This window comes from Proteus sp. FZP2095, assembly GCF_023701425.1.
In the GTDB taxonomy this organism is placed as follows: domain Bacteria; phylum Pseudomonadota; class Gammaproteobacteria; order Enterobacterales; family Enterobacteriaceae; genus Proteus; species Proteus cibarius.
On the sequence record NZ_JAMQBJ010000002.1, the window covers coordinates 59690 to 80183 of the forward strand.

The window sequence follows — 20494 nt, forward strand, 5'->3', positions numbered from 1 at the left end:
AATTTAAGAATAGCGGTTAATGACGAAACTGATGGACTTATTAAAATAATATAAAGCACACTGTTTTTTAATCCATATAACGATAGGAATTAATGTAATGAATAAAGCGGCTATTTTAGGAATTGCGGTACTGGTGATTATTATAGCGTCAGCAACTTATCGTTTTTTCGAGCAAAGAAAACAGCGGATAAGTGACGATAATTCACCTGTTACACTCTATATGGTTGAAGTGATTGACAAAAAAGAAGTCGCAGCAAATGAACGACGTTCAAGAGAAAATGATGTAAATGGCCCAGAAACAACATATTATTATCAAGTGACCTTTCGTTTAACTACTGATGATCGTAAAGATTTAGTGTTAAAAATTGATAAATCAGCTTATCAAGATATCGAACCTGAAATGAAAGGGCGTTTGTTTATGCAAGGCAGTCGTTTTGTAAAATTTGAAACCGATATGGCAAGTGATGAGCCAAATAATAAATAAAAGAGAATATTTATTACTTGGCAACCTCTGGGGTTGATTATCGACCCCAGATAATTGCGAGGATATGACAATATTTACGGCTGTGGTTTAGTTTTATTCTTCTGTTTTTCTTCGTATTCTTTACGTAATTCTTTTTGTATTTTTAAGAGTTCAAAGATCCCAAAGAAGAAAATGCGAAACTGTAATGCCGTTGAGGGTTTTTGATCTTTAGGTTGTCCTGCTTTATACATAACGATTTGTAATCCATGCATAATTACCATAAAAATCAATGCAATATCCATAAAATATTTTAGAGGTTTAGGAAATGGGGAAATAATATTTAAAAACAGAAAGCCCCAAACACCGACCATTAAAAATCGGCCAAAAAAGATTAACATAGCAGCTCCATAAAAAATTAAGCAGATAAACTGCGAATAAAAAGACGATACGCGACTTGCCCTGCGATCTTCTCTCTATGCAATGTCCAATGAGTCGGAATTGTATAAGTCTGTGCTTTAACTTCTTCCTCAATATAAATATAGCAATCTTGTGCTAACCAACCGTTATTTTCTAATAATTGGATAGTGTCTGACAACATGCCTTTATGAAAAGGAGGATCTAAAAAAACGACATTATAAGGCGAACCTTGTTTAGCAAGATATGACAATGCACTGTCTTGAATGACATGCCCATTGTTGGCATTAAGTAAGGTTAAATTTGTGGTAATTTGTTGGGCAACTGCACGTTCATATTCGATAAACGTGGTTTCACGAGCATAGCGAGAAAGCGCTTCAATACCTAAACCACCGCTTCCTGCAAAACAGTCGAGGCAACGAGCATCTTGGATAACGGGCATTAGCCAATTAAAGAGCGTTTCTTTTACTCTATCCGTTGTTGGTCGTAATCCTTGGCTATCGAGAACAGGAAGTTTACGACCACGCCATTTTCCCCCAATTATTCTGATTTGTCCCATTGGGGCTTTTTGTGGTTTTTTGGCCATATTATTTTAATTTATATCGTTTAAACGTGAGTTTTGGAGTGTCTTTTGGAATAAGGAATTCGTGTCTGTTGTTATCTCGATGACTTCTCTTGATTTAATCTGGAATAATTTACCATAAAATTTGTATAAAAGATGCGTTTATCCATGATCAAATGATAGACTTCATTATTATTTTCAATATCGTCAATGTAATCGCGCCATGATTTAGTGCGAGGAGTTTAGTAGCTAATGGCAAAAGAAAAAAAAGGTTTTTTCTCGTGGCTCGGTTTTGGGCGTAACAAAGAAGAAAATATTGAGCAAGAGAAAGAACAGCAACGCTTAGAAGAAGAGCGTTTAGAACAAGAACGTTTGGCAAAAGAAGCTAAAGAAGATGCGGCTCGCCAAGCGAAATTAGAAGCAGAGCAAGAACGTTTAGAAGCAGAGCGCCAAGAAGCGCAACGTGTCATACAAGATAGATTGGTACAAGAAGCTGAAAAACAACGTTTAGAACAAGAGAAAGCCCAGCGCCAAGCAGAAATAGAAGCAGAGCAAGCGCGTTTAGAGGCAGAGCATGCAGAACAAGCTCGTTTAGCTCAAGAAGCACAAGCTCAACGCCTTGCGCAAGAAGAAGCACAACGTCAAGCTGAGCTAAAAGCGGAACAAGAACGCTTAGAGGCACAACGTCAAGAAGCGGAGCGTGCAGAACAAGATCGTCTGGCTCAAGAAGCACAAGCTCAACGCCTTGCGCAAGAAGAAGCACAACGTCAAGCTGAGGTAAAAGCGGAGCAAGAACGTTTAGAAGCACAACGCCAAGAAGCGGAGCGTGCAGAACAAGCTCGTTTAGCTCAAGAAGCTGAAGCTCAACGCCTTGCGCAAGAAGAAGCACAACGTCAAGCTGAGGTAAAAGCGGAACAAGAACGCTTAGAGGCACAACGTCAAGAAGCGGAGCGTGCAGAACAAGCTCGTTTAGCTCAAGAAGCTGAAGCTCAACGTCTAGCGCAAGAAGAAAACGAACGTCTCGCTATTGCGCAAGCAGAAGCTGAAGATATTGAATCTTTACGCGAAGAAGTGCTGGCAGATAAAGTTGTTGAACAAGAGAAACCTAAAAAAGAAGGTTTCTTTAGCCGACTGAAAAAAGGCTTACTGAAAACTCGCCAAAACTTAGGTTTAGGATTCCTTGGCCTATTTCGTGGTAAGAAAATTGATGATGAGCTATTTGAAGAGTTAGAAGAGCAACTCTTAATTGCTGATGTGGGTATGGAAACTACAACTAAAATCATCACTAGTCTGACTAAACATGCCACTCATAAAGATCTTAAAGATGCTGAAGCCCTTTACGGTAAATTACGTGAAGAGATGAGCGATATTTTAAGTAAAGTCGATAAACCATTAAATATTGAAGGTAAAAAACCTTTTGTTATTTTAATGGTTGGCGTTAACGGTGTTGGTAAAACAACCACAATCGGAAAATTAGCGCGACAATACCAAGCTGAAGGTAAATCTGTCATGTTAGCAGCTGGTGATACATTCCGTGCTGCAGCGGTTGAACAGCTACAAGTTTGGGGTGAGCGTAATAATATCCCTGTTGTGGCGCAACATACTGGTGCTGATCCTGCATCTGTTATTTTTGATGCGATTCAGTCAGCCCAAGCAAAAGGTGTCGATGTTCTTATTGCTGATACCGCAGGACGATTGCAGAATAAATCCCATTTAATGGAAGAGCTGAAAAAAATCGTTCGAGTTATGAAAAAACTAGACGAAGAAGCACCACATGAGGTGATGCTGACGTTAGATGCAAGTACCGGACAAAATGCAGTTAGTCAGGCAAAACTCTTTAATGAAACAGTTGGGCTAACTGGATTAACATTGACTAAACTCGATGGTACAGCAAAAGGGGGCGTTATCTTCTCCATTGCTGATCAGTTTAGTATTCCTATCCGTTATATTGGGGTAGGTGAAGGTATTGAAGATTTACGTCCGTTTAAGGCCGACGATTTTATTGAGGCTCTGTTTGCCCGCGAGGAGTAGTTTTAATGATCCGCTTCGAACACGTCAGCAAGGCTTATTTAGGTGGAAGACAAGCATTACAGGGGGTTGATTTTCATCTTCGACCTGGTGAAATGGCTTTTTTAACGGGTCACTCTGGCGCCGGTAAAAGTACATTGCTTAAGTTAATTTGTGGAATAGAACGCCCAAGTGATGGCGCTATTTGGTTTGCTGGTCATGATATTAGTAGGCTAAAAAATAGTGAGATCCCTTTTCTGCGTCGTCAAATTGGTATGATCTTCCAAGATCACCACTTATTGATGGACAGAACGGTTTATGACAATGTCTCTCTTCCACTGATTATTGCTGGCGCGAGTGAAGAGGATATTCGACGAAGAGTTTCAGCCGCTTTAGATAAAGTGGGACTATTGGATAAAGCCAAAAATTATCCTATACAACTCTCTGGTGGTGAACAACAACGTGTCGGTATTGCGCGCGCTGTTGTGAATAAACCGACTGTTTTACTCGCAGATGAACCAACAGGTAACCTCGATGGTGAGCTTTCAGAAGGGATCATGCGCCTTTTTGAAGAGTTCAACCGTGTTGGTGTAACAGTGTTAATGGCAACGCACGATATGTCGCTGATAGAACGTAGAAATTATCGCATTCTTACATTAGGGCAAGGCAGAATGGTGGGAGGGCAAAATGGCTAAAGCAAAAAGTTCCCGTAAATCAATGCCAACGCCGGGTGCAAAAACCAAGGCGCTAAAAGGGGGAAGACGCGAACAGTGGCGCTATGCATGGCGTAACACGGTGGCAGATTTTTTACGCCAACCGCTTTCCTCTTTTTTAACGGTAATGGTTGTCGCGATATCTCTTACCTTGCCTAGCATCTTTTATATTGTGTGGAAGAATGTCTCAACAGCGGCAGAACAATGGTATCCAACACCACAATTAACGGTTTACCTTGATAAATCACTTGATGATTCACTGGCTGAAGCCACAATCAAAAAAATAGAAGCCCTAGAGAAAGTGGAAGATGTTAACTACCTTTCACGACAAGACTCACTGGTGGAATTTCGTTCTTGGTCTGGTTTTAGCAGTGCGTTGGATATGTTAGAAGAAAATCCACTGCCAGCGGTAGCAATTGTGACACCGGTTATGGAGCCTAATGATCAACAACTCATGGTGAATTTGCGAGATGCGGTTTCACAAATTGCAGGGGTTGATGAGGTGAGAATGGATGATAGCTGGTTTACTCGGCTTTCAACATTAACTTCATTGGTGGGGCAAATTGCCTTGGTGATTGGCACTTTGATGGTTGTTGCCTTGTTATTGGTGATTGGTAACAGTGTGCGTCTCAATATTTTCAGTCGCCGTGATACTATTAATGTGATGAAACTTATTGGTGCAACTGATGGCTTTATTATGCGCCCTTTCCTGAATTGGGGATTAATCCTCGGCTTTATTGGCGCTGTATTTGCCTTGATTTTTTCGGCTCTATTAGTATGGAAGCTTTCTGATGTGGTGACTCAAGCTGCCACTGTATTTGGCACTTCATTTTCTATTTCAGGATTAGGTTTTGATGAGTCTATCATTCTTATTCTTGTATCTATGATTATTGGTTGGTTTGCTGCATGGTTGACGACAATGCAACATTTACGTCAATTCACACCGGAATAGTGAATTAGAGTTATCCTCTAATAATGAGAAGATATCTTTTATCAGGCTGGGTGACATTAATATCATCACCCAGCCATTTTATCGACGCCCTGTCTCTGGCATAATATTGCGCGCACTCTTTTCTACGATAAGGCAACTATCATGTTTGCTATCGGTGATAGAAAAGTACAAAGATATGTAAACATAGATGCGAGATGAACCTTTAGTCTTTATGCTGGTCAAATAGTCGTTATGATAAAAACACATCGTAAAAAACCTTAACTGACTTCCTATTTAAGCTATATTTAGAAGGCTCATCTACTTTCCCTTACAGCGATAATTTTAATTATTTATTTAATTTTCATGAGGATTTGAATGACAAAAGAAATGCAATCCTTAGCATTGGTTCCGCAAGGCAGCATCGAAGCGTATATACGTGCAGCCAATTCCTATCCGATGTTAACCGCAGAGGAAGAAAAGGAACTCGCTGAACGGCTGCATTACGATGGTGACTTGGATGCGGCAAGAACGCTTATCCTTTCACATCTGCGCTTCGTTATTCATGTTGCTCGCAGCTATTCAGGTTATGGCTTACCACAAGCTGATCTTATCCAAGAAGGTAATATTGGCTTGATGAAAGCGGTTCGTCGTTTTAACCCAGAAGTGGGAGTTCGACTGGTCTCTTTTGCTGTGCATTGGATCAAAGCTGAAATTCACGAATATGTGCTACGTAACTGGCGTATCGTGAAAGTGGCGACTACAAAGTCACAACGTAAACTGTTTTTTAATCTGCGAAAAAATAAAAAGCGTTTAGGTTGGTTTAATCAAGATGAAGTAGAACTTGTTGCAAGAGAGTTAGGTGTATCAGAAAGTGATGTCCGAGAAATGGAATCACGAATGTCAGCTCAAGATATGGCATTTGATATGACTGCTGATGATAGTGATGATTCACATCCTATCGCCCCTGTACTCTTCTTAGAAGATAAGTCTTCTGACTTTGCCGATGGCATTGAAGAAGATAACTGGGATAATCATGCAACGGATAAACTAACGTCAGCAATTGAAACTCTTGATGAACGTAGCCAAGATATTATTCGTGCTCGTTGGCTAGATGATGATAACAAATCGACATTGCAAGACTTGGCGACAAAATACGGTGTTTCTGCTGAACGTGTTCGCCAATTAGAAAAAAATGCGATGAAGAAATTGCGTTTAGCGATTGAAGATTAATCACATTTCAGACCAAGCACACTCTCTCATAAAGTAGAGTATGTTATAAAAGCGATATGAAAATATCGCTTTTTTATTGCTTGGAGAAAAAACGTGAAAATAGTTATCGCCCCTGATTCTTTTAAAGAAAGTTTAAGTGCGAAAGATGTTGCGATGGCAATAAAACAGGGTTTTTCACGTTATTTACCCAATGCGCAATATTGTTGTATTCCTATGGCGGATGGTGGCGAAGGAACGGTGACATCGCTGGTGGATGCAACGCAAGGCCGTTTTATATCGACACCAGTGTGTTCGCCGTTAGGTAAACAAGTAACTGCAATTTGGGGGCTTTTAGGGGATAACACCACTGCCGTGATTGAAATGGCACAAGCTTCTGGTCTTCATCTTATTTCTTCATCTCAACGCGATCCCAATTTAACGACCAGTTATGGTACGGGTGAATTAATTAATGCTGCACTTGAAATGGGTGTTAAAAAAATCATATTGGGATTAGGTGGCAGTGCCACAAATGATGCAGGTGCAGGAATGATGCAAGCGCTCGGTCTAGGCCTTAAAGATAAGTTTGGCACATCTTTGCCTTTTGGTGGACTGGCATTAGCACAACTTCACTCTATTGATATCACGACTCTTAACCCTAAACTAAAAAATATTGAAATTGAGATTGCCTGCGATGTAACAAATCCGTTGTGTGGAGAAAAAGGGGCATCCGCTATTTTTGGTCCTCAAAAAGGAGCGACCAAAGACGATATTGCGCAACTTGATAATGCATTACACCATTTTGGTACTTATCTTGAGAAAATGACGCAACGTAGCCTTATCAATATTGCAGGAAGTGGTGCGGCAGGAGGATTAGCTTTACCTTTGCTTGCATTTACGCAAGCAACACTTTCGCAAGGTGTTGAATTGGTAGCTAACGCTGTTGAATTAGAAAAACAGTTAATTGATGCGGATTTGGTAATAACGGGTGAAGGTCGAATGGATAGCCAATCGGCACAAGGTAAAACGCCAACAGGCGTTGCTTTGCTCGCAAAAAAATATCACCTTCCCGTTATTGCTTTGGTCGGTGGCTATTTACCTGATTATGATGTAGTTCATCAGCAGGGTATTGATGCTGTTTTTTCTATTGTACCGGGTGTTTCTACACTGGCTGATGCACTTCATAATGCGCAAAAGAATTTGAGTGAGACGGCTTATAATGTGGCTAGACTTTATACTACTCGTCATACTTCAAGTTGTAGCGTTGTTGACTACACTCACTCGCACTAGTCACATACTTATGTATGCTCCTAGCGACTCGTTCATTTGTCGCCTAGCTACACCTTGAATTATTTAGAGTATCTGTTTGTGTCTATTCAAGTTGTAGTTACTCGTCATACTTCAAGTTGTAGCGTTGTTGACTACACTCACTCGCACTAGTCACATACTTATGTATGCTCCTAGCGACTCGTTCATTTGTCGCCTAGCTACACCTTGAATTATTTAGAGTATCTGTTTGTGTCTATTCAAGTTGTAGTTACTCGTCATACTTCAAGTTGTAGCGTTGTTGACTACACTCACTCGCACTAGTCACATACTTATATATGCTCCTAGCGACTCGTTCATACCTTGAATTATTTAGAGTAAGAACACTGTCAAATAGTTAGGGTGTAAATACGATCTTGTGGTGATGCACTAAATTGATGATGTGCTAAAAAAGCATGTGCAATATCATACCCGCTTTCTTCCGCTGATAAGCCTATTGCCTGCCAATGGTGAATATCAGGATAAGCAGATAAGCATTGTGTCAGTAAATAATGCCCAACACCGCGACGACGAGTAACCTCTCTCACCATAAAATCTGTGATCACCGCTTTTTCACCTGATAATTTAACCCAACAGGCAGCTAATAATCGCTCATTAAATCTCGCCACAAAGAGTATATTCTCGTTGTTGATCTCGTTTTTTAGGGCTGATTGATAACGTGCATCCTGCCAAATTTTCCCTAAATCAATACGGTCTTGTTCAGAAAATTGCGTCAGTTTTTCAATGGTCAGTTTCATTAAGTATCCTGTTAGTTTGCTGCTTGTTTTTTTTCTTTTAATGAAGACATTAAGGTCTTAATGGTGAAACACAATGCCAAACTCGTGAAGATCACACAAGAGTAAAAGACGTACTCATAATTATTGTCAGTCACAAAATAGACCGAAATCATAGGGCCAGCAGCCATTCCACAATAACGAATAAAGTTATAAATCCCCATTGCAGTTGCTCTCATCGAGCCAAAATAACTTGCTAATAATGTCGTGTGTGTTGGCATGGTTAAGCCTAAAGAAAGCCCATATAACACAGTTAAGCTAAGCATGACAGGTAATGAGATTTGCCAAAATAGTGCAAATAACGCCAACATAATCAAATTGATACAAGAGGTGAATATCACTCCATATTCAACACTAAATAGATGGCAAACTTTACGATAGAGATAGCTACCTAAAATAAGCGCAATCGACATTGGTACATATAATCCACCAATTTCAGTACTGTTTAACTGATAGAGATGAAAGGCAATCAAAGGTAAAAATACCAAAAGGCAAAAATAGTTATAAAACACCATAAAACTCATGACAAACACAGATTTACCCGCAGGTGCGGTGAGTACTTGTTGCATTGCAGATAAGCTTTTAAAGGTTTCCTTCTGTTCAGGACGTGTTTCAGGTAAATAAAAGAGATGAGTAATAAGCAATATGGCACCGACAACCGCCAAGAAAATAAAAATACCTTGGTATTGATAGTGTTGCGCTAAATATCCTCCTAATAAAGGGCCACAGGCAGGCGCTAACGCTAATAGCATTTGATACGATCCCATTGCTTTTGCGCGATCATTTCCTTGGTAAAGATCACCTAGAATTGTTGCAGCAACAACGGGAATAGCGGCGATACCGATAGCTTGGATCACACGCCAAAAAATTAATAAGTTTATAGAGTCAGACCAAACACAACCCAATGCACCCACAATAGAAATTGCTAATCCACTGAGTAAAACCGGTTTTCTTCCACATTTATCAATCAATGAACCATAAAATAGTTGCATAACAGCCATCGCAAAAGTAAATGCAGATACCGTTAAATTAACCAGTGATAATGTGGTATTAAATTGTTGTTGGATCAAGGGAAGTACAGGGGTATAGATATTTTGTGCCAAAGAGCCTAATAGTGCGCTAAAGCAAATGAGATAAAACAAACTGCGGATTGATAATTTCATAATATTGCCTCTTATTTTTGTTTCCACGGAAACAAAAAATATAATAGCGATATTTTGATTGTTGTAAATACTTTTGGTACTATTTTTTAAATATTTTTTCCAAGGAAACAAAATGACAAAAGAAAATGTCACAATACAAGATTTACTAAAAGGGTTAAGTGATTTTTTGCATCTTAAAGATGAACATGTTAATGAGGAGCATAAAAAAGTATTAGAAGAGAAGGGGTTAGAGAATTATTCACTCACAGAACTACATGTTATTCATTGTATTGGTGAAGAGAGTATGAGAAATCTCACAACCATCAGTGAATATATGTCTATGACACGAGGGGCTGTCTCAAAAATTTGTAGTCGGCTACAAAAGAAGGGAGCTATTGAAAAAATAAAGTTGGCAGATAATCAAAAAGAGATCTTTTTTATCTTAACAGCTGAGGGAGAGCGTCTTTTTCATGCTCATGAGGTGTTACATCAACAATCTCAAGCAAAATGGTCTGCGTTATTTGAGCAATATGACCAGCAGGAGCGGATGGCAATTAAACGCTTTCTGGCCGATGTTGTGGGTCGTTTTCGCCGTTCGTAACAGATAAACTCGAAAAGAAAACCCCCATACCATGAGGTATAGGGGCAAGATAATTATTTTTTATCTTTAGCGATGCGATTACGGATATTATCCGCACGCTCTTTTGATGGTGGATGAGAATCAAACATACTTGAATCACCGCCACCTAATTTAGCGAGCTTCTCAAAGCCTGTAACCAATCCTGCTGTATTAACACCACGTTTTGTTAGCAAATCATAAGAGAAATTATCCGCTTCAGTTTCTTGATGTTGAGAGAACTGAGCATTAACCAGCTTTTCGCCCATTTCAGCTAACTGAGAGCTGCTTAATTTTGCAGCTACACCACCTGCAGATGCCGCCGCTGTACGAGCTGCAACCGTTGCATGTGCAACTTGGATGGCTTTACGAGTATGACCTAAAGCAACGTGACCCATTTCATGACCTAAAACGCCTTCAACTTCGTTATCAGTCATCATATCCATTAAGCCACTATAAACGCGGACACAGCCGTTAGCCATAGCCCATGCGTTTACATCTTTAGTCATGTAAACTTTGTAATTGACAGGGGTGCCATTAACTTCATTACCTAACGCTTTAGCGATGTTATTTAAGCGTTTAGTATAAGTACTATTTGCAGGTGCAACTTTATTTTGAGCATCCATCTCTTTACAAGCATCATTCGTTAGCGCTTTGATATCATCGTCGCTTAATGTCGCTGCTTGGAAAAGTTGGGTCCCTGATTTTGTCAGCATATCGGTATTGAGGTTTTGACAACCTGAGAGTAGTGCCGCTGATACCATCACTGTAGCAAGTAATTTAATTTTCATTTTTTAATTAAGTCCTTTTCTGCTTGGCAGTTTATATAATTGCAGATCAATTTCGCGCAAAAGAATAGCAGTGCTTATCTATTGGTGCAATATAACCATTTTATAAGAAGAATATTACCTCAATATTTATTTTTTCTATTTTCAACAAGAATATATTGTTTTTTCTTATCTTAATGTTCGCTAAAAATAAATAAATCAATTTAACTTCTTTAAATTTAAGGGAATTTATAGTGATAGTTTATATGGAAGATGATTTTTACTAATTAAATAATCTATAAGCTCTTTGATTTTACATACTTTAACGGTAAGTGAGACTGCTTTTCTTTTATTTAGAATAATATTAGAAAATTATTGATATTCGTGTGTGTTTTATTCTTTTAATTCTGACAAAATTTATATTTTTAACATTTATTGCTTTAATATTAAATAAATAGCAATGTTCAAAACATCGCTATTCAGATTAAACCGAAAGTGAATAAAGCGATATCATCGCTTTATGACACCATTAATTCATTGATGAGCATAAAAGGGCGATTAATACGCTTCCCCGATTGTTCATTAAAGAAATGGAGATTTTCTGGGTGAATGGTAAGACCTATTTTATTACCAATTTCCACCCCATGATCGTTTGGCGCACGAATAACGAGAGGTTGTTTCTGTTTATCACAAGTAGTGGCATAAATTAAAACATCTGCACCCAGTGCTTCAATAAACTCCACATCAACATGAAAAAGAGGATGTTGATGGCTAATAATCAAATGTTCAGGACGTAAACCCAATTTAATGGCTTGATAAGGAAAATGCTGAGATGAAACGGCAATATGCCCATCAGCGATTTCAATCACACCATAATTAATCGGAGTATCTAAGATATTCATTGCTGGCGAGCCCATAAAAGTGGCCACAAACACGGAGGCCGGACTTTCATAAATATCTAATGGTGTGCCTACTTGCTCTATAATTCCTTGATTTAGAACCACTAACTTATCGGCTAATGTCATCGCTTCTACTTGATCGTGCGTCACATAAATAGAGGTTGTGGAGAGTTTCCGCTGTAATTTTTTGATCTCCAAACGCATCTGTACCCGTAGTTTTGCATCAAGGTTAGAAAGAGGTTCATCAAATAAAAAGACTTTAGGATCACGAACGATGGCTCTTCCCATAGCCACACGTTGGCGTTGTCCCCCTGAAAGCTCTTTGGGTTTTCTATCAAGTAAATGGCTGATTTCCAGCATTTGGGCGGCATTGGTAACGAGTTCTTCAATCTTTGCTTTGGGTGTTTTTCGATTACGTAAACCATAGGCCATGTTGTTATAAACTGACATATGAGGATAAAGAGCATAGTTTTGAAACACCATGGCGATATCACGTTCACTAGGTTCATGCTCATTAACTCGTAAATTATCAATAAATAAATCACCTTGTGTAATGTTTTCTAACCCCGCAATCATTCGCAGTAAAGTCGATTTACCACAACCGCTTGGGCCGACTAATACCACCATTTCACCTTGCTCAATAGAAAGATTTAATTTTGAAATAGCTTGATGACCATTTGGATAACATTTTTCTAAATTTGTGAGAGTGACGGTTGTCATGTTATTTCTCCGTATCAATAAAGCCTTTTACAAAGGCTTTTTGCATCAAAATGACAATAAGGACGGGAGGCAACATTGCAATTAACGTAGTTGCCATAATCTTATTCCACTCAACAACACCATCAGAAACCGCAACCATCTGTTTAATGCCCATGACAATGGTGTAGTAGTGAGTATCTGTTGTGATCAACATTGGCCAAAGATATTGGTTCCAGCCATAAATAAAAGTGATGACAAATAGGGCTGCGATATTGGTGCGAGAAAGAGGAAGTAAGATGGTGAAAAAGAATTTAATAGGGCCTGCGCCATCAATTTTAGCGGCTTCAATTAATTCAGGAGTGATGGTAAGAAAGAATTGGCGAAATAAAAAGGTGGCTGTGGCACTGGCAATTAATGGAATGGTTAAACCTGCATAAGAGTTCAACATATTGAGATTAGTGACAACCTCAAATGTAGGCATAATGCGAACTTCAACAGGTAGCATTAACGTAAAAAAGATAGTCCAAAAGGCCAACATTCTTCCTGGAAAACGAAAGAAAACGACGGCGTATGCCGATAAAATTGAGATTGTTAATTTCCCGATGGTGATCACTAACGCCATAATCAATGAATTCAATAACATGCTATTAATTGAAATAGCGCTATTTTGCGTAGTGCCTGCTTGTGAAAATATCGATTTAAAAATATTGAAGCCTTCAGCACCAAACCAAAGAGGAGAGCCAGTAGCAAATTCGGTGTTTTGATGTGTTGTTGCCACAAGTGCAATCCAGACAGGGAACGCAACAGAAAGAATGCCGACAATAAGAATAAAGTGGCAAAAAGCATGAAATAAAGGTCTACGTTCAACCATCAGTAAGCCACCTTTTTCTCAACATAGCGAAATTGAATAATGGTTAATATCGCGACAATAAACATCAAAATAACAGATTGTGCGGCGGAAGAGCCTAAATCTAACCCCACAAAACCATCGTTATAGACCTTATAAACCAGTGTTGATGTGCTACTTCCGGGGCCACCTTGCGTCATCGCGTGAATAATGGCGAAAGTATCAAAGAAGGCATAAGCAAAATTAACCACGAGTAAGAAAAAGGTGGTAGGAGAAATTAAAGGAAAACTGATCGTTATAAATCGCTTAATCGGGCCACTACCATCGATAGCGGCTGCTTCTAAAAGCGATTTAGGCACAGATTGTAATGCGGCGAGAAAAAACAGAAAGTTATAACTCACTTGTTTCCATGTCGCCGTTAAAATCACCATCCACATAGCATGATGTGTATTCAGTACCGGATCCCAGTTAATGCCGATTTTCTTTAATTGTTGGCTTAATACGCCAATTGTGGGATCAAGCATAAATAACCAAAGAAAGCCTGCAATAACTGGAGCAATGGCATAGGGTGAAATTAAAATGGTGCGATAGAAAAGCTTGCCCCGTAAAATTTGTTCGGCAATACCCGCCAAAACCAGCGCTGATAACATAGATAAAAATACAACACTGGTACTGAAAATAAGCGTCGTGATCAAACTATCAAAGTAATAACTATTGCTAAAAAGTCGCTGAAAATTTTCAAAACCAACAAATTCTCGACTCAGCCCAAATGCATCTTCTAATTGAAATGACTGAAAGAAAGCTTGCCCAGCAGGCCAAATAAAAAAGATAAGCGTGATAGCTAATTGAGGAAAAATCAGCGCTAAAGGTAGCCATTTTTGTTTGAAATAAATGGATTGAGAAGCCATACAATATCCAGTAAATCGATAAAAACAGAAGGCGAGCTATTTTGCTCGCCTAATACAAGTGACTATTGTTGAGTACGTTCAAAACGGCGTAGCTGCTCATTTCCACGTGTAACTGCATTATCTAATGCAACTTGAGCACTTTGTTTTCCTGACCACACTTTCTCTAACTCTTCATCAACGATTTCTCGAGTTTGTAGGAAATTACCAAAGCGTAATCCTTTTGAGTTTACGGTAGGCTCTGAGGTTGTCATTTGTAATATTGCGGTGTCAGCTCCTGGATTTTGCTGATAAAAACCCTGTTGCTGTGTTAACGCATAAGCTGCTTTAGTGACGGGTAAATAACCCGTTGCTTGGTGCCAATCGGCTTGAACTTCAGGGCTTGAAAGATAGGTGAAAAATTTGGCAACACCGTTATATTCGGCATCTGGACGCCCAGACATAACCCATAATGATGCTCCGCCAATAATGGTATTTGCTGGTTTTTGTACAAGAGTATCGTCGTAAGGTAATTGGCTAACACCAATATCAAGACCTTTCATGTTCTCTTTAATACCAGCAAAACCCGCAGATGATTCCATCACCATTGCACACTCTTGAGTATAAAATAGAGGCATTGCATCTGATTGGCGTCCGCCATATTTGAAAATACCGGATTTCGACCAATCTGCCATTTGTTGAATATGAGCGACGAAAGGTGCCTTATTAAATAGGAAAGTAGTATCAAAGCCATCAAAACCATTATTTTGGGTAGCAATAGGTAAGTTATTGCGAGCACCAAAGTTTTCGATTTGTGTCCACGATTGCCATGTAGTAGTAAATCCGCATTTAACACCAGAATCGAGCAGTTTTTGAGAAACAGCTTCCATCTCTTTCCATGTCTTAGGTGGCTGTTCTATACCCGCTTTTTTAAAGAGTGTTTTGTTGTAATAAAGCACCGGTGTTGAACTATTAAATGGCAACGACATCATTTTGCCGTCACTGGTGGTGTAATAACCCGTGACAGTTGATAAATAACTATTAGGATCAAAAGGTTCGTTAGTTTTTTCCATTAATTGGTAAACAGGAAAAACGGCTTTTTTAGCTCCCATCATACTGGCTGTACCCACTTCAAATACTTGTACAATAGCAGGTTGGTTTTTAGCGCGAAATGAAGCCACTGCACTGGTCATCGTTTCAGCATAAGTGCCTTTATAAACAGGTTTTATCTCATATTCAGATTGACTGGCGTTAAAATCAGAGGCGATTTGATTGACTTTCTGACCAAGTGCACCTCCCATTGCATGCCACCATTCAATTTGTGTTTTTGCGTGTGTAGGAGAAGTAAATAACGCCATCGCAACAGCAAGACCTGTTATTGATTTTATCGACATGCAGAATTTCCTTTTTAATCGAGAGTTAAAGGTGCAATCTAATCTGCGAATTACCCTAGATGTTATTTATGACAAAAGGGTGACAATTAAATGAAGATATATTGATGGTATGACTGTCAAATTGCTGTCATAAATGGTTGTCATGATGTCGGCACAAATGAAAAGGAGAGAGAAATGAAGATAGCTGCTCACCGAGGTTTTTCTGGAAAAGCCCCTGAAAATACACTGGCTGCATTTAAAATGGCGATTGATTTCGGGTGCGAATGGATTGAAACGGATGTGCAATTAACCGCGGATCATGTTCCTGTGCTTATTCATGATAAAACAGTTAATCGTTGCACGAATGGGCAAGGTGCTGTGCGTTTTCATACCTTAGATGATTTACATCGCCTTGATGCAGGAAGTTGGTTTAGTTCACTCTATCAAGGTGAGAAAATTCCTTCTTTAAGACAAGGATTACAACTCATTAAGCGTTCAGGAACAAAGCTTAATATTGAGCTGAAAACGTGGCCCGATGATGATGTTGATCGTTTATGTTTAGCGGTTTCTGACATGATAAAAAGTGCAGATATTCCTAATGAGCAAATTCTATTTTCTTCTTTTGATACACATGCACTTATTGTTATGAAACGATATCTGCCTTTTATTCGTAGAGGGCAATTATGGGATGAGATCCCTGATAATGCGCTAGAAACGCTAAAAGCGATTGATGGTTTTAGTGTGCATTGTAATTACAAATACCTTACGCAAGAACAAGCGCAATTGTTAAAACAAGCAGGCTATGAAATTTATTGTTATACCCCAAATGATCCTGAAGAAGTGAAAGATTATGAGCAATGGGGTGTTGATATGCTAATTACTGATATGCCTGATGTTTATCAAATAGCAAAATAAAAAAGGACTAACTATCCCGCCCACTTGTATTGAATAAGGCGCTATTGATGTGTTTGATAACGCCTTTCATTCCCTTCTTTGTGCATTGCATTTATAGAAATTAAATAAGAGAAACGTTGAGTAATAGATGTTTTCTTTACATTCTCTGCTATTATCCTGCGCAATTAATGAATAGATATTGTTCAACACAATAATGTTTATCTCATTAAAAATAAAAATGGGGAAAATGGTTAGCGAATATGGTGACCTTATCAACCCAACCTCTAAGAGTAGAGGTGTGTTATTTCTACTTTAATTGCCAATAATATAATTGAGAGTGAAATATGAAAGAACTCGTTGTTGTTGCCATTGGAGGCAACAGTATTATTAAAGACAATGCTAGCCAGTCTATCGCTCATCAAGAACAAGCAGTACAAGAGGTTGCATCCCATATTAGTGATATGGTGGCTGAAGGGTATAATATTGTTTTAACACATGGTAATGGGCCACAAGTCGGGCTTGATTTACGTCGCGCAGAAGTGGCACATGTGCAAGAAGGTTTACCGTTAACGCCATTAGCCAACTGTGTTGCAGATACACAAGGTGGTATTGGTTATTTAATACAACAAGCATTAACGAATAAGCTTCGTGTTCAACAAAATAAACAAGCGATCACTCTTATCACACAAGTTGAAGTTGATAAAAACGATCCAAATTTTGTTTCTCCAACAAAACCTATTGGTGCATTTTTCTCAGAACAAGAGATGGTGCAATTAAAGCAAGAAAATCCTCAATGGCATTTCGTTGAAGATTCTGGTCGTGGTTATCGCCGTGTTGTTGCCTCTCCAATTCCACAGCATGTTATTGAATCTAAGGCAATTAAATCACTGTCAGAGTGTGGCTATGTTGTGATTGCAGTAGGCGGTGGCGGTATACCAGTTATCAAAAATGAGCACGGCAATTACCAAAGTGTTGATGCGGTTATTGATAAAGATCTGTCATCAACATTGCTCGCAAAAGAATTACATGCAGATATTCTTATTATCACAACGGGCGTTGAAAAAGTCTGTATTCATTTCGGCAAACCAGAACAGAAAGCATTAGGCGAAACGTCGGTTGAAGAAATGACACAATATATGCATGAAGGGCATTTCCCTCCGGGCAGTATGCTTCCTAAAATTGAAGCCAGTCTCTCATTTTTAGCTGCTGGCGGAAAAAGAGTGATTATCACAACGCCAGAAAAATTAGCTTCAGCCTTAAAAGGTGAAACTGGAACACATATCGTTGCTTAATTATCTCCATAAGTAGTATTAAATTATTATCTTTGATAAGCGCCTTATTTGTAGTAAGGCGCTTATTTTATATGAGTCTTAAATATAGGGCGTTATTGAGTAGGATGATTAGCGGGATAAGCTTTCGCATAATGACGAGGATTTAATCGTGCAAATAATCCTATAGTCACAATCACTAAAATGGCATGAAATGCCCATGCATAAGTAAAGCTTCCATCAGGCTGGCGTAATAGCACTGCAACTAATGGGCCGAAAGCAGCAATAATAAAGCCACCACCTTGCATTAATGCTGATAGAGCACCTGCTTGTGCCGGATCAGGAATATGATCGAGAGCGACAATCATCATCATGGAAAAACATCCCCCCAAACCACAGCCTAAGAATATACTCCAAAGATAAGGGGCACTCATCGGAATAACCATAACCGCGACAAAACCAATAAATTGGCTTATTAATGTTATCGTAAGCCAAAAACGCCTGTCGTGATTTTTAGCCGCCAAGAAAGGAATAATTAAAGCGGCAGAGGCTTGGAAAAGAGAAAGAATAGCAACAAGTGAGCCACTTTGGGCACTTGGCATTCCTAATGATTGGTAGAATGGTGCCAACCATGTCACAACAGAGGCATAACCTGCATTAACACAACCAAATCCTAAAATAAGTAATCCTGTTCTAGGACGCCAAATTAAGGTATTTAGTGATATTTTATTGGCGGAAGTGGCGCTATTTTTAATAGAAAAAAGGATCGCGATAAATGCAAATCCTGCGGGAAGCGCAAACCACGCTAAAGCACTTTGCCAATGGCCATAATTCTCAGTAAGAAGGGGAGATAATTGCGCCCCAAGTGCGCCTCCCCCCATTAGCATTGCGGAATATAATCCCATCATGATAGGAGTTCGATTTCCAAACCACCCTTTAATAATGCCGGGAAATACCGCTTGAATATAGGCGACACTTAAACCACAAAAGAGTGCCGTCAGTAATAGTTGATTGCCATCAGAAACATAGGCTCTAGAAAAGGAGCCCATCAGAAGCATTAGCATTGCGACTAAAAGCCCTTTACGTACTTGAATATAAGGTTGTAAGAAGGGAACGATTAATGCGCCTATTCCCATTAAAAGCATGGGTAATAGTGTGAGTAATGAGACTTGACTATAACTCATTCCTGTTGAGGCAATAATATTGTCAATAACAGGGCCGGGGCCAGTTAAGAATGGGCGTAAGTTTATCCCAACTAAAATAATAGTGAGGACAATCTGCCATGTTTTTTTTCTTGGTAAGGCAGTCATTGTAATTCCCTGATAAACATAAATATTGCCTATTGTATAGACAATATTTATATAAACAAATGGTAACAGTAAAGATTTTATTGCCTGATAATTAAAAAAAACATCAATGCTATTGATAAAATGAGATTGCTTTAAGTTGAAACGGGCATTATCGATAGGATATTGAGTTAGGTTCTGAGTAATATATTTTCGAACACCAACTTTATCAATTATTTCTTAAGTCGTTTTATCTAGAGAGTATTTAGTTTCGTTTATATTAATGTTAGCAGGAATCTGTAAATTGGTTTATTATTCTATATAAAAGAATATAAATAACCAAGGTAAGTTAATGTTGAGTACGGACGAAATTAAACAACCCCATTGGCCTACATTAAAATTGATATTAAGTTCTCTTATTGTTTTTAGTTTTTATTTGAAACAAAGTCAGATACATGACTTTTCATTATTGATTAATGTATTCGATTTAACATTAATTCCTATGTTTGTTTTTATTGTTGCTTTTATCAGTAAAAAAGGAACATGGGAAAGTTGGCGTAATAATTTATTAGCTGCTTTAGTAATTTATGGTACTTTTCAAACTATTGATATGATACCCCTCTATTACTCAGGGCAATTCGATCTTAACACTTACCTTATTTTTCCTCAAAATGGTGTCTGGTTCTTTCTAGCGACACCAATTTGGCAAGCTTTTTTCCTACTGTTACCTTCCTATATAAAAAATAATAAACTAATATTATTATCTATTTTATTTGTGAGTGTACTGTTATCTTATCTAACTAAAGGTTATGAAAACAAATTATCTACTTTTTTTGCTATAGTACAATATTTCCCATTTTTTATTATCGCTTATTTAGTAGACCAACGAACCATAGCTAAATTTAAAGGTAAACCTCTACTTGTTATTGTTTTATTAAGCATGTTATCACTATATATACTTTATTATTATTCTTATGTTAATTCTTTTTTTATAAAAAAATTAGAGTTAAATATATTAATCGTAAATTTAATAACATATATTATCTCTTTATTGATTGGTGTTATTTTAAGTGCAGGGATTATCTCCGTTGCACCGACAACTCCAAAACATGCCTCTATTGCCAATAATGCGTTAGGCATTTATTTAATTCATCCCATCATTTGCTTTATCCTCTTACAAGGAATAGTTTTTTTCCATTTATCACTTACATTTCCAATGGTATTAGCTCTCACTGTTATCACCATTAGCCTGTCATTATTATTGGCATCAATTAAGACTATTCATTGGTTTATTAGTCCTACTTTTAATGCTCGATAGCCAAATCAACAAAAGAGAAGAAAATTGAAGTGGAATAATTATTTTGATACAAAATTGTCTTTTATTTTATAAAAGAAACAAGACTAATTTTAGCTAAGTTCTAATT

Annotated in this window: 20 protein-coding genes; 10 read left to right on the forward strand and 10 right to left on the reverse strand. The window is 38.3% G+C overall.

What is annotated here, in order from left to right:
• The first annotated feature begins 97 nt into the window (after positions 1-97).
• Positions 98-484, forward strand: coding sequence for a DUF2500 domain-containing protein (locus NBG71_RS10565; protein WP_075672963.1), 387 nt, complete (start codon positions 98-100; stop codon positions 482-484).
• Between the two features lie 74 nt (positions 485-558).
• On the opposite strand, the gene NBG71_RS10570 is transcribed toward NBG71_RS10565, so the two are convergent.
• Positions 559-861 carry a DUF1145 family protein gene (locus NBG71_RS10570; RefSeq protein ID WP_075672964.1) on the reverse strand — a complete coding sequence of 101 codons (303 nt, stop codon included), beginning with the start codon at positions 859-861 and terminating at the stop codon, positions 559-561.
• A gap of 17 nt (positions 862-878) precedes the next feature.
• Positions 879-1463 carry a 16S rRNA (guanine(966)-N(2))-methyltransferase gene (gene rsmD / locus NBG71_RS10575; RefSeq protein ID WP_075672965.1) on the reverse strand — a complete coding sequence of 195 codons (585 nt, stop codon included), beginning with the start codon at positions 1461-1463 and terminating at the stop codon, positions 879-881.
• Between the two features lie 228 nt (positions 1464-1691).
• On the opposite strand from rsmD, the gene ftsY reads away from it, so the two are divergent.
• The 5 genes from ftsY (at position 1692) to NBG71_RS10600 (ending at position 7586) form a co-directional block, all read left to right on the forward strand.
• On the forward strand, positions 1692-3470 hold the full coding sequence (gene ftsY / locus NBG71_RS10580) for a signal recognition particle-docking protein FtsY (RefSeq protein WP_250916848.1): 1779 nt from the start codon (positions 1692-1694) through the stop codon (positions 3468-3470).
• 5 nt (positions 3471-3475) lie between these two features.
• Entirely contained in the window at positions 3476-4141 is a 666-nt protein-coding gene (gene ftsE, locus NBG71_RS10585) for a cell division ATP-binding protein FtsE (protein ID WP_023583735.1), read from the forward strand.
• Positions 4134-5111, forward strand: a complete 978-nt coding sequence (gene ftsX, locus NBG71_RS10590; protein WP_075674344.1) for a permease-like cell division protein FtsX — start codon at positions 4134-4136, stop codon at positions 5109-5111. Before ftsE ends, ftsX begins: the two co-directional genes overlap by 8 nt.
• Positions 5112-5465: 354 nt before the next feature.
• The gene (rpoH, locus tag NBG71_RS10595) at positions 5466-6320 is read left to right on the forward strand and encodes an RNA polymerase sigma factor RpoH (RefSeq protein WP_023583733.1); all 855 of its coding nucleotides are present in this window, start codon (positions 5466-5468) and stop codon (positions 6318-6320) included.
• A gap of 93 nt (positions 6321-6413) precedes the next feature.
• Positions 6414-7586 (forward strand): glycerate kinase, encoded by a 1173-nt coding sequence (locus tag NBG71_RS10600; RefSeq protein WP_075674345.1) that lies wholly within the window; start codon positions 6414-6416, stop codon positions 7584-7586.
• A 365-nt stretch (positions 7587-7951) separates the two neighbouring features.
• On the opposite strand, the gene panM is transcribed toward NBG71_RS10600, so the two are convergent.
• Both panM and NBG71_RS10610 read right to left on the reverse strand, forming a co-directional pair.
• Positions 7952-8359, reverse strand: coding sequence for an aspartate 1-decarboxylase autocleavage activator PanM (gene panM / locus NBG71_RS10605; RefSeq protein ID WP_075674165.1), 408 nt, complete (start codon positions 8357-8359; stop codon positions 7952-7954).
• An 11-nt stretch (positions 8360-8370) separates the two neighbouring features.
• A complete protein-coding gene (locus NBG71_RS10610) occupies positions 8371-9558 on the reverse strand; it encodes an MFS transporter (RefSeq protein WP_075674166.1) in 1188 nt (395 codons plus the stop codon).
• Positions 9559-9670: 112 nt separating this feature from the next.
• Here NBG71_RS10610 and NBG71_RS10615 point away from each other — a divergent pair, with 112 nt between their 5' ends.
• Positions 9671-10138 (forward strand): MarR family winged helix-turn-helix transcriptional regulator, encoded by a 468-nt coding sequence (locus tag NBG71_RS10615; protein WP_099660026.1) that lies wholly within the window; start codon positions 9671-9673, stop codon positions 10136-10138.
• 53 nt (positions 10139-10191) lie between these two features.
• On the opposite strand, the gene loiP is transcribed toward NBG71_RS10615, so the two are convergent.
• The 5 genes from loiP to ugpB form a co-directional block, all read right to left on the reverse strand.
• On the reverse strand, positions 10192-10944 hold the full coding sequence (gene loiP / locus NBG71_RS10620) for a metalloprotease LoiP (RefSeq protein ID WP_075674168.1): 753 nt from the start codon (positions 10942-10944) through the stop codon (positions 10192-10194).
• A gap of 494 nt (positions 10945-11438) precedes the next feature.
• A complete protein-coding gene (gene ugpC, locus NBG71_RS10625) occupies positions 11439-12539 on the reverse strand; it encodes a sn-glycerol-3-phosphate ABC transporter ATP-binding protein UgpC (RefSeq protein WP_075674169.1) in 1101 nt (366 codons plus the stop codon).
• A gap of 1 nt (position 12540) precedes the next feature.
• Positions 12541-13389, reverse strand: coding sequence for a sn-glycerol-3-phosphate ABC transporter permease UgpE (gene ugpE / locus NBG71_RS10630; protein ID WP_099660025.1), 849 nt, complete (start codon positions 13387-13389; stop codon positions 12541-12543).
• Positions 13389-14273, reverse strand: coding sequence for a sn-glycerol-3-phosphate ABC transporter permease UgpA (gene ugpA / locus NBG71_RS10635; RefSeq protein WP_075674171.1), 885 nt, complete (start codon positions 14271-14273; stop codon positions 13389-13391). Before ugpA ends, ugpE begins: the two co-directional genes overlap by 1 nt.
• 62 nt (positions 14274-14335) lie before the next feature.
• A complete protein-coding gene (gene ugpB, locus NBG71_RS10640; protein WP_250916849.1) occupies positions 14336-15643 on the reverse strand; it encodes a sn-glycerol-3-phosphate ABC transporter substrate-binding protein UgpB in 1308 nt (435 codons plus the stop codon).
• A 174-nt stretch (positions 15644-15817) separates the two neighbouring features.
• On the opposite strand from ugpB, the gene NBG71_RS10645 reads away from it, so the two are divergent.
• Together NBG71_RS10645 and NBG71_RS10650 are read left to right on the forward strand one after the other, a co-directional pair.
• A complete protein-coding gene (locus NBG71_RS10645) occupies positions 15818-16537 on the forward strand; it encodes a glycerophosphoryl diester phosphodiesterase (protein WP_075674173.1) in 720 nt (239 codons plus the stop codon).
• A gap of 323 nt (positions 16538-16860) precedes the next feature.
• Positions 16861-17808: a carbamate kinase family protein gene (locus NBG71_RS10650; RefSeq protein ID WP_075674174.1), complete on the forward strand. Its 948-nt coding sequence runs from the start codon at positions 16861-16863 to the stop codon at positions 17806-17808.
• 92 nt (positions 17809-17900) lie between these two features.
• Here the strand turns inward: NBG71_RS10650 and NBG71_RS10655 are convergent, their stop codons facing one another.
• Positions 17901-19094 carry a cyanate transporter gene (locus NBG71_RS10655; RefSeq protein ID WP_164530302.1) on the reverse strand — a complete coding sequence of 398 codons (1194 nt, stop codon included), beginning with the start codon at positions 19092-19094 and terminating at the stop codon, positions 17901-17903.
• Between the two features lie 328 nt (positions 19095-19422).
• Between NBG71_RS10655 and NBG71_RS10660 the strand changes: the two genes are divergently transcribed.
• Positions 19423-20388 carry an acetyltransferase gene (locus NBG71_RS10660; RefSeq protein WP_075674176.1) on the forward strand — a complete coding sequence of 322 codons (966 nt, stop codon included), beginning with the start codon at positions 19423-19425 and terminating at the stop codon, positions 20386-20388.
• The last annotated feature ends 106 nt before the right edge of the window (positions 20389-20494 follow it).